Source organism: Amphibacillus sp. MSJ-3 (assembly GCF_018919165.1).
Taxonomy (GTDB): domain Bacteria; phylum Bacillota; class Bacilli; order Bacillales; family Amphibacillaceae; genus Amphibacillus.
Genome location: NZ_JAHLQM010000001.1, coordinates 1 through 14298 on the forward strand (window position 1 = coordinate 1; position 14298 = coordinate 14298).

The 14298-nt window shown below is 36.5% G+C and carries 12 protein-coding genes and 1 other annotated feature; of the genes, 2 read left to right on the forward strand and 10 right to left on the reverse strand.

All coding sequences use genetic code 11. The annotated features are described in order from the left end of the window. Positions 1 to 455: 455 nt before the first annotated feature. The 7 genes from KQI76_RS00005 to KQI76_RS00035 form a co-directional block, all read right to left on the reverse strand. Positions 456 to 734: a DUF1292 domain-containing protein gene (locus tag KQI76_RS00005; RefSeq protein WP_216398250.1), complete on the reverse strand. Its 279-nt coding sequence runs from the start codon at positions 732 to 734 to the stop codon at positions 456 to 458. Between the two features lie 17 nt (positions 735 to 751). After that, positions 752 to 1165, reverse strand: coding sequence for a Holliday junction resolvase RuvX (gene ruvX / locus KQI76_RS00010; RefSeq protein ID WP_216398251.1), 414 nt, complete (start codon positions 1163 to 1165; stop codon positions 752 to 754). 1 nt (position 1166) lies between these two features. Further along, positions 1167 to 1433: an IreB family regulatory phosphoprotein gene (locus KQI76_RS00015; RefSeq protein ID WP_216398252.1), complete on the reverse strand. Its 267-nt coding sequence runs from the start codon at positions 1431 to 1433 to the stop codon at positions 1167 to 1169. 95 nt (positions 1434 to 1528) lie between these two features. Next, positions 1529 to 4165 carry an alanine--tRNA ligase gene (alaS, locus tag KQI76_RS00020; protein WP_216398253.1) on the reverse strand — a complete coding sequence of 879 codons (2637 nt, stop codon included), beginning with the start codon at positions 4163 to 4165 and terminating at the stop codon, positions 1529 to 1531. Between the two features lie 54 nt (positions 4166 to 4219). Beyond that, positions 4220 to 4429: a binding site (T-box leader), on the reverse strand. Between the two features lie 46 nt (positions 4430 to 4475). Next, positions 4476 to 5555 (reverse strand): AI-2E family transporter, encoded by a 1080-nt coding sequence (locus tag KQI76_RS00025; protein ID WP_371817625.1) that lies wholly within the window; start codon positions 5553 to 5555, stop codon positions 4476 to 4478. Positions 5556 to 5808: 253 nt separating this feature from the next. Next, entirely contained in the window at positions 5809 to 8130 is a 2322-nt protein-coding gene (gene recD2, locus KQI76_RS00030; RefSeq protein ID WP_371817626.1) for an SF1B family DNA helicase RecD2, read from the reverse strand. A gap of 29 nt (positions 8131 to 8159) precedes the next feature. Further along, positions 8160 to 8831, reverse strand: coding sequence for a tetratricopeptide repeat protein (locus KQI76_RS00035; protein ID WP_216398256.1), 672 nt, complete (start codon positions 8829 to 8831; stop codon positions 8160 to 8162). A gap of 182 nt (positions 8832 to 9013) precedes the next feature. Between KQI76_RS00035 and KQI76_RS00040 the strand changes: the two genes are divergently transcribed. After that, on the forward strand, positions 9014 to 9505 hold the full coding sequence (locus tag KQI76_RS00040) for a pyridoxamine 5'-phosphate oxidase family protein (RefSeq protein WP_216398257.1): 492 nt from the start codon (positions 9014 to 9016) through the stop codon (positions 9503 to 9505). Between the two features lie 250 nt (positions 9506 to 9755). Here KQI76_RS00040 and mnmA read toward each other — a convergent pair whose 3' ends face one another. Genes mnmA through cymR form a run of 3 tightly spaced genes read right to left on the reverse strand, consistent with a single transcriptional unit; the run spans position 9756 to position 12472 of the window. After that, positions 9756 to 10865 carry a tRNA 2-thiouridine(34) synthase MnmA gene (gene mnmA / locus KQI76_RS00045; protein ID WP_216398258.1) on the reverse strand — a complete coding sequence of 370 codons (1110 nt, stop codon included), beginning with the start codon at positions 10863 to 10865 and terminating at the stop codon, positions 9756 to 9758. A 15-nt stretch (positions 10866 to 10880) separates the two neighbouring features. Then, positions 10881 to 12026, reverse strand: coding sequence for a cysteine desulfurase family protein (locus KQI76_RS00050; protein ID WP_216398259.1), 1146 nt, complete (start codon positions 12024 to 12026; stop codon positions 10881 to 10883). 26 nt (positions 12027 to 12052) lie between these two features. Beyond that, complete coding sequence (gene cymR / locus KQI76_RS00055; protein WP_216398260.1) at positions 12053 to 12472, reverse strand: cysteine metabolism transcriptional regulator CymR; 420 nt, start codon at positions 12470 to 12472, stop codon at positions 12053 to 12055. Positions 12473 to 12977: 505 nt separating this feature from the next. On the opposite strand from cymR, the gene KQI76_RS00060 reads away from it, so the two are divergent. Next, positions 12978 to 14249, forward strand: a complete 1272-nt coding sequence (locus KQI76_RS00060) for a replication-associated recombination protein A (RefSeq protein WP_216398261.1) — start codon at positions 12978 to 12980, stop codon at positions 14247 to 14249. Positions 14250 to 14298: the final 49 nt, after the last annotated feature.

Consider the following 14298-nt stretch of genomic DNA (forward strand, 5'->3'; position numbering starts at 1 on the left):
ACTATGACTTCTGCTGACTCCTGGTGGTTCAGTTACTTATCGCTAAGTAGGTTATGAAGGGTATTTCACGTATCCACCAGGCCTCCCTGGGTAAGAATGTAATCTTTCCTTCCATCTATCCGCTTCATTTACTCTGTATCATCTTTGGCAGAAAGGATTTTGTTTTGTTTAGCAAACTCATCCAATGATACCTAGCCTTATATGAAGTTCGTGTTCCTCGAACCGGAAGTTTGCCGCTCGCTTCCTTCAGATTCCGCGTCACCACGGACACCCTTGCGTTAGGCTAACCACTACTTCTGCCTTCATGGCTCGGGACTCTCACCCTAGAGATTACATCCATGCCAGGCACACTAAGAAAAAGGAATCCAGTATCAACTGAATTCCTTTTTCATTTTTAGCTGAGTTTTGCCCCAGCCTCTTTTATTAAACTTATCTATTCGTTCATTTTTTACCAGTTAAAAGTTCTCATCAATCAATGTATTTAACATTTCTTCAACTAAGTCCCATTCTTCATCTGTCTCAATAGCGAATAAGGCTAAATCATCTTCATTATCTCTTTCTTCATATCGAAAAGCAAAAACTTCTTGCTCTTCTTCTTCTGAATCTTCTACTGCAACAACAGCAATATAGGATTGGTTGTTTTCCTCAACATCAAATGTAAACAAGACCTCAAATAAATGTTCTTCACCATTCTCATCAGGAATAATAATTCGTTCTTCCTCAGATAGTGACATAATAAATACCTCCATTCTTATTGGGCATCTAAGTACCCTTGTAGTATCATAACTGCAGCCATTTTATCTATAACTTTCTTTCGCTTATTTCTACTGACATCTGCCTCTAGCAATACTCGTTCAGCTGCCATAGTAGACAATCGCTCATCCCACAGCGTTGTTTTAACTTTAAATTTATCAGCTAAGTAATCTGCATAGGCTTGAGAAATTTCTCCGCGTTCACCAATAGAACCATTCATATGCTTTGGGAGTCCAATAACAATTTCTGTAATATCATGTTCTTTAATGATCGACTCTATATCTTGATCAGCACTAGAAAACTGTTTATCAGTCCATTTAAGCGTTGTTAGGCCTTGTGCAGTCCAACCGAATGCATCACTTATTGCGACACCAATTGTCTTCGATCCGACATCTAACCCCATTTTCTTCATACTAATCCTCTTTGTTATGCTCAATATAAAAATGAACAAGTTCCTCTATTAATTCATCCCGGTCAAGGCGACGAATCTTATTTCTTGCATCTTTATATCGTGGAATGTAGGCTGGATCACCTGATAACAAATAACCGACAATTTGATTTATTGGATGATAACCTTTTTCCTGTAACGATTTATTAACCGTTAATAACACATCTTTAACATTTTCTTCAATAGGTTCTTCTGAAAAGTCAAATTTCATGGTTTTATCCATTGAATCCATGCATAACACCCCATCTTATGATTAAATTTAATCTCTTCTTAATAATAATTCGCTACCTATGTCTATTATACCTTTATTTTATTTCAAATAACAAGTTAGTTTATTGTATAAATAAACTTTTTGGCCTGGCTAAGTGCTTCCATAACTTTTTCTGGTTGCTTGCCACCGGCTTGTGCCATATCTGGGCGTCCACCGCCACCACCACCACAAACAGTAGCAGCTTCTTTAATTAGCTTTCCTGCATGGTAACCTTGTTTGACTAAATCAGCTGATATACCTGCTGCTAATTGTACTTTCCCATCATTAACAGCTGCTAACAAAATTATACCTGATTCAAGCTTTTGTTTGAGATCGTCTACCATTGTCCGCAATTGATTCATGTCCGTTACATTTACTTTTTCAATTAAAACTGAAATTCCATTAATCTGCTCAACTTTTTCTAGAATGGTTACAGCCTCGTTATTTGATAATTTCTTTAATAAAGACTCATTTTCCCGCTTTAATTGTCTCATGTCTAGAAATAAGCCCTCAACCTTTTCTATAAGCTGATCAGGATTGGCCTTTAACAATTTTGCCGTTGATTGTAGGACTTTCTCTTGCTCATTTGTATATAAATACGCACCTTTTCCAGTTACTGCCTCAATCCTCCGAATACCTGCACCAATACCGGATTCACTGACTAGCTTGAATAAACCAATCTCAGCTGTGTTATTGACGTGACAACCACCACAAAATTCAAGACTATAGTCATCGATTTGAACAACGCGAACAAGATCACCATATTTCTCACCAAATAGGGCTGTCGCTCCCATTTGTTTTGCTTCTTCGATTGGATAATTGCCTGTTTTAACAGGGATTGCACACCAAATTTTATCATTGATGATTTGCTCAATTTGGTTTAACTTTTCCTCATCAACAGCATTAAAATGAGAGAAATCAAAGCGTAGTCGGTCCTGTGTCACCAATGATCCTGCTTGATTAACATGATCTCCTAGGACATCTTTTAAGGCCTGATGCAATAGATGTGTTGCTGTATGATTCTTTTCAATGAGTTGACGTCTTTGTTGATCAATTTCAGCATTGATCAAATCACCGACTTTTAGTTGTCCTTTAATAATCTTAACACGATGTAAATGTTGACCTTGTGGTGCTTTTTGAACATCTATTACATTAGCTTCAGCTTGTTTATTACTTATTGTACCTTGGTCTGCAATTTGCCCACCGCTTTCTGCATAGAATGGGGTCTTAGCAAATATAAGGTAAACTTCTTTTCCTTCTGATGCTTCTTGGACAGATTTCTTGTCTTCAATGATAGCCTCAATCGTTGTTGATATTTGGCTAGTTTCATAACCGATAAACTCACTTGTAACCGAAAGCTCACGATAAACATCATCTTGTACTTGCATTGAATCTACTTTTTGTCTAGCCTTTCTTGCTCGATCTCTTTGAAGCTTCATTTCTTCTTCAAAGCCCTCTTCATCAATCGTAAAGCCAGCTTCGGCTACATACTCTTCTGTTAATTCTTTAGGAAAACCATAAGTATCATAAAGACGGAAGACCTCTTTACCTGGAAAAACATTCGACTGATTTGCTTGTTCCTGTTTAATAATTGTTTCAAGAATTAATAGACCATCATGTAATGTTTCATGAAAACGTTCTTCTTCTGTTCGCACCACATTAACGATAAAATCTTGTTTCTCTTTTATCTCTGGATAATATGATTCCATAATTTGAGCAACAACATCAACCAATTGATACATAAATGGTTTTTCAATGTCTAACTGTTTAGCAAAGCGAACAGCGCGTCGGATTAAACGACGTAGAACATAACCTCGCCCTTCATTTGAAGGTAATGCCCCATCTGAAACAGCGAAGGAAACCGTACGAATATGATCAGCAATAACTTTAAATGCAGTATCTACCTCTGGTGTTTCCCCATAATTAAATATCGTCATCTTTTCAATTTGTTTAATGATTGGCAAAAATAAATCCGTTTCAAAGTTTGTTTCAGTTTCTTGCAATACTGAGACAACACGTTCTAGGCCCATACCGGTATCAATATTTCGTTTAGGTAAGGGTGAATAACTTCCATCTGGATTATGGTTAAATTGTGAAAAGACTAAATTCCAAATTTCTAAATAGCGATCGTTTTCTCCACCTGGGTATAATTCAGGATCGGCTGGATTATTTCCATAGGCCTCACCTCGATCATAAAAAATTTCTGTATTGGGTCCACTTGGTCCCTCACCAATATCCCAAAAGTTTTCCTCTAAACGAATAATTCTTTCTTCAGGTAGTCGAATATCGTTCTTCCATATCTGAAATGCTTCATCATCTTCAGGATGAACGGTAACGGATAATTTTTCTTGATCAAGCCCTAACCACTGATCGTCGGTTAGAAACTCCCAAGCCCATTCAATTGCTTCCTTTTTAAAATAATCCCCTATTGAAAAATTACCAAGCATTTCAAAGAAAGTGTGGTGACGTGGTGTGTAGCCAACATTTTCAATATCATTTGTTCGAATAGACTTCTGTACATTAGCTAGTCTTGGGTTATCCGGAACAATTCGGCCATCAAAATATTTTTTCAATGTAGCTACCCCACTATTGATCCATAATAATGTCGGGTCATCAACCGGTATCAGTGATGCACTTGCTTCTATTTCATGCCCTTTCGTTTTGAAAAAGGTTAAAAAAAGCTGTCTTATTTCTGATGATGTTAACTGTTTCACCTTGCATTCCTCCTATTTATTTTCCATATTAAAAAGCTCTCGCTCCTGCAGTTTTGCAGGGGCGAGAGCTAGCTTCGCGGTACCACCCTGATTATAGCTAAGAATAGCTACCATCTTCATTCACAAATAACGGTGTGAACCGACAAGTGATTAGCTTGCACTTCTAACGAGCTTCTGTAACCCTTCATTTAGTCTATCTCTCAGCCTTGAATAAACCTCTCTTAAAATGGACTGTTACATACTAGTGTTGATCATTGTTTTCACATATATCTTCTGCTGACATTATAATGAATATCGTGACATCTGTCAATTATTTCTGGAAAGGATAATAGGTAATCACGCTGCGAATGACAACTAACGCAGGGATAGCAATAATCATTCCGACAATCCCTGCTAGCTCGCTACCAATTAATAGGGCTAAAATAACTAACACCGGATGCGTACGGAGACTATAGCTAAATATAAAGGGTGAAAGGATATTACTTTCAATGATTTGAACAAGAAAAATACCGATAATCAAATAAATTGTGGAACTTGTTGATGTTGTTAGAGCAATGAGAACAGCTGGTATAGCCCCGAGAATAGGACCAAAATAAGGTATGATATTCATTACAGCCATGAAGATTGCTAGCAATAAAGAAAATTCAATTTTTAAAATCAAATAAACAATATAGGTTGTTCCCCCAACAAAAAGACTAATTATAAGTTGTGCCCTTATATAGTCGGCCAAGTCCTGATTCAGATGAAAAATAAACTGTTTAGATTGTTTCTGATACCGCTTGGGAATTATGTTCATCAGTTGACTCTTCATTATACTTCGATCAAGTAAAAAGTAATAAAGTAATACAGGAACAACAACTAAACTTACAAAAAATTCACTAAGTACACTCAAGCTCATTATTTTATTTTCCAACCATGTTGCGCTAAATCTTGATACTTTATTAATCAATTCATCAAGTTCACCATGAATAGGTTCAGGTAAGACATGAATCATTTGATCGAGTTGATTAATCCAATTTCGATAATTCTCCAACAATAGTGGTAGCTGATCAATAAACTTTTTAAGTTGTTCCATAAAAATGGGGTAAGTAAAATAAATCAATAGTGCTAACCCAGTCACAAAAGTAAAATAAATAATTAAAATCGCAAGCCATCTTGGGATAAAGCGTCTAGTTAATTTCCCCACAATCGGGTTTAGGAGATATGTGAGCAAAATAGCTAGTACAAATGGAAACACAATCTTATAGAGACTATTTAGAAAGAGATGATAATTTGGAAATATCCTTACAATTAGAAATAGAATAATTAAAAAGAGAATAGCTAGGACACCAAAGCGTACTAGCTTGTTGAATATTAAGGACCTATTTTCACTATTAACTTCACTGGACACGGCGCTCAGCTTCAGTAAACAAATCATCTAAAGATAATAAACTTCCGTCTAAATCTACTTCATGGACATGAAAGATATCTTGCTTTTTTCGTAGTTCAATATAGCAGTTCCAGCAATAATAGTGATCCGGGGCTATTTTACCGAGATTCTTTGACTGACAATTAATGCATTGCAATAAAAACACCCTTCCATACAATTGTTACTCATATTATGGTATGGAAAAGTGAATTTTAAACATGATTTGTAAAAATATTTAAGTTAAAAAGTCGAATGGTGATAAATTTCTTTCTTCCTCTGATTCTTCTGCCAACTGTCTAGCATATTCGTCATCATTTAATACTCTAGTCAATTTTTCTTGTAATGTCGTATTCCGTTTATTTGTATCTTCTTCTTTAATTCCAGCTAAAAAAGATTGCTCATTACCACAAATAATCAGCGATTGCTTTGCACGAGTTATTGCTGTATACAAAAGATTTTTCCGAAGCATACGACGAAAACTTTGATCAATTGGCAAAATGATAATTGGGAACTCGCTACCTTGTGACTTATGAATTGATATACAGTAAGCATGCATGATATTTAATAAATCTTTACGATTATAGACCACATCAATATCATCATAGGTGACAACAACCTGATCTTCTTTTTCTACATTTTCATTTGCTTTGAAAATGGCTGTTATTTGGCCAATATCTCCATTAAAGACCCCATCCTCAGGTTGATTTATAAGTTGAATAACCTTGTCCCCCGTTCGAAAAATAGCATCCTTGGTTTTTAACTCACGAACACCTTTACGTTTCGGATTAACGATTTGTTGTATTTCTTGATTAATTCGATGAATACCAATTTCAGTTTTGTACATCGGGGCTAATATTTGCATTTGTTTTATATCAAAATTTTTATCGATCGCTTTCTGAACAATCTGTTTTAGTGCATCGATAATTTCCCAAGTTTGACATTTAATAAAGTTAAAATCACTTGCTTTTACTAACGACCCTTGTTCAACTTGATTATGTTTGATCTGGTGAGCAAGCTCAATGATCTTAGAACCTTCCTGTTGCCGATAAACCTCTTCTAGTTTAACAGATTCTATTTGTTTCGATGCTAATAAATCTGCCAATACGTGGCCTGGACCAACAGAAGGAAGTTGATCCTCATCCCCTACTAACAAAACATGCATATCAGTGGGAATCGCTTTGAATAACTGATTAGCAAGGAAAATATCAACCATAGAGAATTCATCAACTACAAGAAGACGTCCACCCAATTGATTTTCTTCATTCTTTTCAAAGCCAGCTTGTCCATCCCAACCTAATAAGCGATGGATCGTAACAGCTTGAATACCTGTTGATTCCGATAATCGCTTTGCTGCTCGACCAGTTGGGGCTGTTAATACAAATGGAAATTCAGATCGTTGACTATAATCTGCAAGATTTAAAGATAGGTCATGGAATGAGCTAAAAGCACGTAAAATCCCCTTGATAACTGTTGTCTTTCCTGTACCTGGACCACCTGTCAAAATCATGACTTTTTCTTGTAATGCCCGTTTAATTGCATCATATTGTTCTTTACCGTAACTCAAAGTTTCTTCCTCTTCGATCTTACCGACCAGCTTTAATAATTCTGCCTCTGGAATTTGATCAACCTCATCTTGGTGCAAAACTCGCTTTAGATGGGTGGCAAAGCCAGCTTCTGCATAATACAAAAAAGGAAGATAAACCTTATCATCATCAAGTACAAGTAACTCCTCTTCTGATAACTCAAGCACTTGTTGCTTAATTTCTTCTTCGGTTATTTGATGGAGATGAGCTTCTAATAATTGTTCAACTAGCGGAAGGAGTTCGTCTATAGTTAGAAACACATGACCATCTGCCATTGATTCATTCAATACATACAAACAGCCTGCGCGAATCCGGGACGGATGATTTAACGCTAACTCATTTTGTACAGCGATTAAATCCGCACGGTGAAAACCAAAACCATGGATATCGAAGACATATTGATATGGATTGGATAATAAAATATCGATCGCTTGATCTCGATAAGCTTCATAGATTTTTTGTGCCATTTTCAAGCCAATTCCATATTTGGATAAATGGACAACGACATAATCAAAACCTTGATGCTCTCTCAATTGTTCAACTAGCTTTTCTTTCCTTTCTTTGGTTAAGCCAGCTATCTGATCCAGTTCACTTGGATCATTCATCACCTTTGTAATCGCTGTTTCTCCTAATTGATCAACTATTTTAAGTGCTGTTTTCTCACCAATTCCATAAAAAAGATCACTAGATAAGTAAGCAACTAAACCTTCCTTCGTATCTGGTAAATATCGTTTGTATCTTTTAACATCATACTGTAAGCCAAATCGTTTATGCTCAACTAAATCACCATTAAATAGATAGACTTCTCCTGGCAACAATTCGCTAAAATAACCTTTGACAACGATATCCGGCTCTTCATATGCTTCATCAGTTTCTAGCACTTTTATTTTGGCAATGGAAAAGTGCTCCGTCGGATTTGAATATATCGTATATATTAGTTCTCCCTTTATGTATTTATCTGAGTGATTAACCATCTGCTCTTCCAACACAAATAACTCCTTTATCAATCCGATTCTTCTTGCGCATTTATGCCCTCAATCTGGGCCAATAACTGATCCGCCATATAATAATCAGGATTATTTTTCCGAAGCTTTTCTAAATGACCAATTGCCTTTTTAGTTTCTTCTTCAAATAGAAGTGCTACAGCCAGATTATAGCGGGCATCTGCATGAGTAGGATCTTTTACTAAAACTTCTTCAAAGATGATTTGAGCTTGAGCAATCTGATCTGTCGCAGCCAGTGCTAGGCCATACTGAAACATCACTTCAATATCTTCTGGATTCAATTCATAGGCACGTTGAAGATAAGGTAAAGCGCGTTTGGAATTGTTCTGATTTTGCCATGATAAACCGAGCATAAAAAAAGCATCCGCTTCATCTAAACCTAAACCAATCGACTGGAGATAATACTTCGCTGCTTCTTGATAATCTTCCTGCTCAAAATACAAATGTCCCAAACCATAATAGGCTGTCGCAGCTCGATCATCTAATTCAATTGCACGATTAAAAAATTGCTCGGCTCTATTGAAATCATTCATATATAGTAGCAAATTCCCAAAATTTATATAACCAACTGGATCGTTGGGATTTTCTTCAATTGCTTGCTGAAAGCTAATTGCAGCACCTTGATAGTCTTGATTTTTCATCTGATTGATCCCTTTACTTAAATGATCCACCAGTCTAACCTCCTTATATCCTTCTGAATAAGCTTTGTTAAATTTTAATTTTACCATACAATTTTAAAAATAGAACACCTATCGCTATTAACTTTGAGATTTACCCAAACTGACTCTGGAACTGAATAAAAAGTTAGTCTCAGGAGAATATATTTTTATAACTAAAGATAAAGGTGATTAGGATGTCTAACAAACTGAAACAAGAAGAAATAGAAACGTTAAGAGAGTTGATCAAAAATATTGACATAGCTATGCTTACAACAAAAAGTGAGGAAGGGCTTGTATCACGTCCGATGAAAACTCAAGAAGTCGAATTTGATGGCGACTTATGGTTTTTCACTAAAAAACAGACAAGTAAATATGAGGAAATTTCACATGATTCAGATGTTAATGTCGCCTATGTTGGCAAATCTTACGTTTCCGTTCGTGGAAAAACTGAAATCGTTGAAGATTTAGCTAAGAAAAAGGAATATTGGAGCAAAGCTCATGAGAAAATCATGCAAACAACCTATGATGATCCGGACCTTGTATTAATAAAGATTATAGCTGAAGCAGCTGAATATTGGGAAACAGGAAGTATTACTAAAAATATTGCTTTTCTATATAAGCGAATGACTGGACAAAGTTCCAAGTCAATAGATATTAACGAAACAGTTGAACTAAATAAAAAGTAAAGAACCTTCACTCAGTGGGGGTTCCTTTCAACCTCACTGAGCGTTAAATAAACGAAACTGTCCTTTACTGACTATTGATCCCCACTTATATTCGATAATGTTCTCTTGGATTTCAAACCGATTCCCCGTCCGTGTATAATTACAAATTAAAGCGTTAGTGATCATCCACCTAGCACTTAATAGATGATTTATTTCCGTTTCTTAATGGTTATAAAAAAGGATAAGTAGCTGATAGCCTAATCAGCACTCCTTATCCTACATAATCTAATTGTTTTTGATCACGATATATTTCATTAATTGTTCCGCCACCTAAACAAACATCACCTGAATAGAAGACTACTGACTGACCTGGTGTAATCGCTGATTCCTTTTCTTTGAAATCAACGCGGACTCTTCGATCTGAAAGTATTGTTACTTTGACATGACTATCCTTTTGACGGTATCTAAACTTCGCTGTACAGTCAAAAGTCTCACTTTCCGGTTCATTGATCCAGTTAACATCTTCCGCAATAAGTTGATCAGATTTTAAATAAATATTGTCATCCCCTGATTCAACTAATAGTACATTACGATCTAAATCTTTCCCAACTACAAACCATGGTCCACCTGAACCACCAATACCTAGGCCCTGGCGTTGGCCAATTGTATAATACATTAAGCCATCATGTGACCCTTTATCTTCACCACTCATTGTTTCCATTCGTCCAGGTTGAGCAGGTAAGTATTCACTTAGAAATGATTTAAAATCACGTTCACCTATAAAACAAATACCTGTACTATCTTTTTTATTAGCTGTCACTAAACCGTGTTCTCGGGCAATTCTCCGCACATCACTTTTGTCTAAATGACCGAGTGGAAACATCACTTTTTTCAATACATCACTTGATAGTTGATTTAAAAAATAGGTTTGATCTTTATTTTGATCAAATCCGCGTAAGAGTTCTACTTTATCTCCGTTAACACGCGTTTGTGCGTAATGACCTGTCGCCACATAATCTGCACCTAATGACATAGCATGATCTAAAAAAGCTTTGAATTTAATTTCCTTATTACACATCACATCAGGGTTAGGTGTTCGACCAGCTTTATATTCCTCAAGAAAATAGGTGAAAACTTTATCCCAATATTGCTTTTCAAAATTTACTGCAAAATAAGGAATATCAAGTTGATTAGCAACCCGGATAACGTCATCATAATCCTCTGTCGCTGTACAAAACCCATCATCATCTGTATCATCCCAGTTCTTCATAAAAATCCCGATGACTTCATAGCCTTGTTGTTTTAATAATAAGGCAGTCACAGATGAGTCTACACCACCACTCATTCCAACAACAACACGGATGTTTTTATTTTCATTCATTCCTGTTCACTCCCTTCAGTTTCCAGTCAACCGTTTAACAACTTTAATCACACGTTCAGCTGCTTCAATCATTTGGTCTTCATTATTTGCTAACCCAAAACTAAAACGAATTGAATTTTTAGTATTTGGATGATCAGCACCATACATCGCTGTTAAGACATGTGAGGGTTCAATTGATCCGGCTGTACAAGCACTTCCGCTTGATGCGGCGATCCCTTCTAAGTCTAAGCTCATGAGTAGTGATTCAACCTTTGTATTGGCAAAGCTTAGGTTTAAAATTGTTGGAGCTAGTTGATCGATATTTCCATTAACCATAAATTCAATTTCCGACTCCTTAAGCCGTTGATAAAATAAATCACGATAGCGACTATATAACTTGAAATTACTATATTTATTATCTTCAATTTGCTGAATAGCTGTCCGTAAGCCAACAATACTAGGGAGACTTTCTGTTCCTGGACGTTTTAGGCGCTCTTGATGTCCCCCATATTGTAAAGCATTAAACTTAACATCCTTTTGCGCATACAAAAAGCCGATTCCTTTGGGACCATTTAATTTATGAGCAGAGACTGATAATAAATCAACACCTAGTTCATTCACATCAATATTTAATAAACCGTATGCTTGGACGGCATCCGTATGAAGATAGGCTTGATGACCATTGAGCAACTTAGCGATATCTTTAATTGGTTGAATGGCTCCAACTTCATTATTGATCAACATAATTGATACTAGGATCGTATCATCACATAAATAATTAAGTAGATCAGACGGATTGACATAGCCCGCTTCATCAACAGGCAAATACGTTACATTAAATCCGATAGATTCTAGGTATTCGGCCGCGTGAAGATTTGCGTGATGTTCAATTTCTGTTGTAATAATATGTTTACCCTTATTCTGATTCGCTAAAGCAACACCAATCAAGGCTAAGTTATCCGCCTCTGTTCCCCCACTTGTGAAATAAAGCTCCTTTTCATCAGCCCCGATAGTCTGGGCTAAATAGCGTCTATTGTCATCAAGAATTGCTCGTGCACTACGACCAAAATGATGAATACTAGAGGGATTACCAAATACATCTCTCATCGTATCGTTCATTTTTTTAATGACATTAGGGTGCATTGGGGTTGTAGCAGCATGATCTAGATATATTGGTTCCACAACTTGTCCCTTCCTTCTATTCTAGCTTAAATATAGAACATATATGGTTCATTTTCTTGATCTTCATCATAATTTGATAATTCTTCCAAAGTAGTTGTATCAAGCACATCTTTTACTGCATCACGAATTCTAATCCATAATGATTGTTGGGCTGGTTCCTCATCTTCAATCCCTTCAACCGGTGTAATTGGACCTTCTAATGTTCGAATAATATCACCAGCGGTTATTTGATCTGCTGGTTTAGCTAATTTATAACCACCGTATGCCCCCCGAACACTTCTTACTAAACCAGCATTTCTTAATGCAGGTACAAGCTGTTCTAAATAATGCTCTGATAAGTCATGACTTTGAGCAATACTTTTTAACGAAAGAGGTTTTTGATCTTTACATTTAGCTAAGGCAATCATAATCGTTAAACCATAACGACCTTTAGTTGAAATTTTCACTATTTATTCGCTTCCCTTCTCTATCATAATCTTACCACGAATATCACGGTTGTTTCATTAATTATAGCATTAATCACTATTATTACTTGCTTTTCATCTTTAAAATTCGTACGATGATAACAATTAGTTAAGTAAATTTGTCGCCGTGTAACTGACAATAACGTCCCGATTGGCTCAAGGGCCTTTAGGTCATACCCTTTGTGGTGCTAACATATGTTTTCGACGGACAAGCAACCGCAATTTTTTTCGATGGGACGAGTAAACGCAAATCCCTTCGATGGGACGAGTAAACGCAGTCCCAGTCCCAGTACCAATCAGTGGGGATAGGAAGACTCAGACTAAACCCACCACATCCTGTAGTAAGGTCTGCATGACCTAGCTTCTGTAGGTCCCCCCGCTGATTGAAGTTTCACTTTATCTTTTGCAAATGTATAATATTTTAAATGATATAATCTATTAAAGTCAAGTAAGACCACTTCATTAAAACAGATAAAGGAGTTTTTTTATGTCAAAACAACCACTTGCTTTTCGTCTACGTCCACAACATATCGATCAAATAATAGGACAAAAACACCTTGTTGGTGATGGAAAAATGCTTGAACGAATGGTAAGTGCTGAACGTTTAGCTTCAATGATATTATTCGGCCCACCTGGAACAGGTAAAACATCACTTGCAATTGCCTTAGCCAAGTCAATTGGTTTACGTTACAAATTATTAAATGCTGTGATAGATAAGAAAAAAGATCTGGAAATTGCAGTTGAAGAAGCAAAGATGTCAGGAACATTAGTTATTATTTTAGATGAAGTCCACCGTCTTGATAAAGCTAAGCAAGACTTTTTGTTACCACATATTGAAAGTAATTTGATTACTCTAATTGGTTGCACAACAAGTAATCCTTATCATTCCATTAATCCCGCCATTCGAAGTCGGGTTCATCTATTTGAACTTTATCGATTAACAGCAAGTGAGGTTGAAGAAGCTTTACTAAGAGCACTCAATGACAAGGATGAAGGCTTGGGGAACCTTGCTATTGATATAACAAAAGAAGCACTAGAGCATTTCGCCAATGCTTCTGGCGGTGACTTACGTGCAGCACTAAATGGTTTGGAGCTTGCTGCCTTTTCAACAAAACAAGGGAAAGATCAAACTATCCAGATTGACCTAACCGTCGCTGAAGCTTGTATGCAGAAAAAGAGCTTCTCACACGACAAAGGAGGCGACGCCCATTATGACGTCTTATCAGCTTTCCAAAAATCTATTAGAGGAAGCGACGTCAATGCCGCCCTCCACTATCTTGCACGTCTAATTGAAGCAGGAGACTTGGAAAGTATTGCACGTCGAATGACTGTTATTGCTTATGAGGACATTGGTCTTGCAAATCCCCAAGCAGGTCCCAGAACACTTGCGGCAATTGAAGCTGCAGAACGAATTGGATTCCCAGAGGCTCGAATCCCATTATCTGTTGCCTTAATTGAATTGTGTCTTTCACCTAAATCAAATTCCGCCTATAAAGCACTTGACCAAGCACTTTATGATGTAAAACATCAAGATATTGGTGAAGTACCGAAACATTTAAAAGATAGTCACTATAGTGGAGCTAGCCAATTAGGGCATGGGATAGATTATAAATATCCACATGACTATCCGGGAGGATGGGTAAAACAAGATTATTTACCCGATCCGTTAAAAAATAAAAAATACTATCAGCCGTTGGAAACTGGCAAATTTGAACGTGCATTAAAACAAATGTATGACCAAATTAATAATTATGAATAAATAAAGTCGTTTTTGACCATACTTTCCTTATAGATAAGCTATCGATCTA

Coding starts and splice junctions, on each gene's coding strand:
- recD2 (WP_371817626.1), bottom strand. CDS start 8,130: ATGGTTAATCACTCAGATAAATACATAAAGGGAGAACTAATATATACG.
- ruvX (WP_216398251.1), bottom strand. CDS start 1,165: ATGAAGAAAATGGGGTTAGATGTCGGATCGAAGACAATTGGTGTCGCA.
- KQI76_RS00060 (WP_216398261.1), top strand. CDS start 12,978: ATGTCAAAACAACCACTTGCTTTTCGTCTACGTCCACAACATATCGAT.
- KQI76_RS00005 (WP_216398250.1), bottom strand. CDS start 734: ATGTCACTATCTGAGGAAGAACGAATTATTATTCCTGATGAGAATGGT.
- KQI76_RS00040 (WP_216398257.1), top strand. CDS start 9,014: ATGTCTAACAAACTGAAACAAGAAGAAATAGAAACGTTAAGAGAGTTG.
- KQI76_RS00015 (WP_216398252.1), bottom strand. CDS start 1,433: ATGGATTCAATGGATAAAACCATGAAATTTGACTTTTCAGAAGAACCT.
- mnmA (WP_216398258.1), bottom strand. CDS start 10,865: ATGAATGAAAATAAAAACATCCGTGTTGTTGTTGGAATGAGTGGTGGT.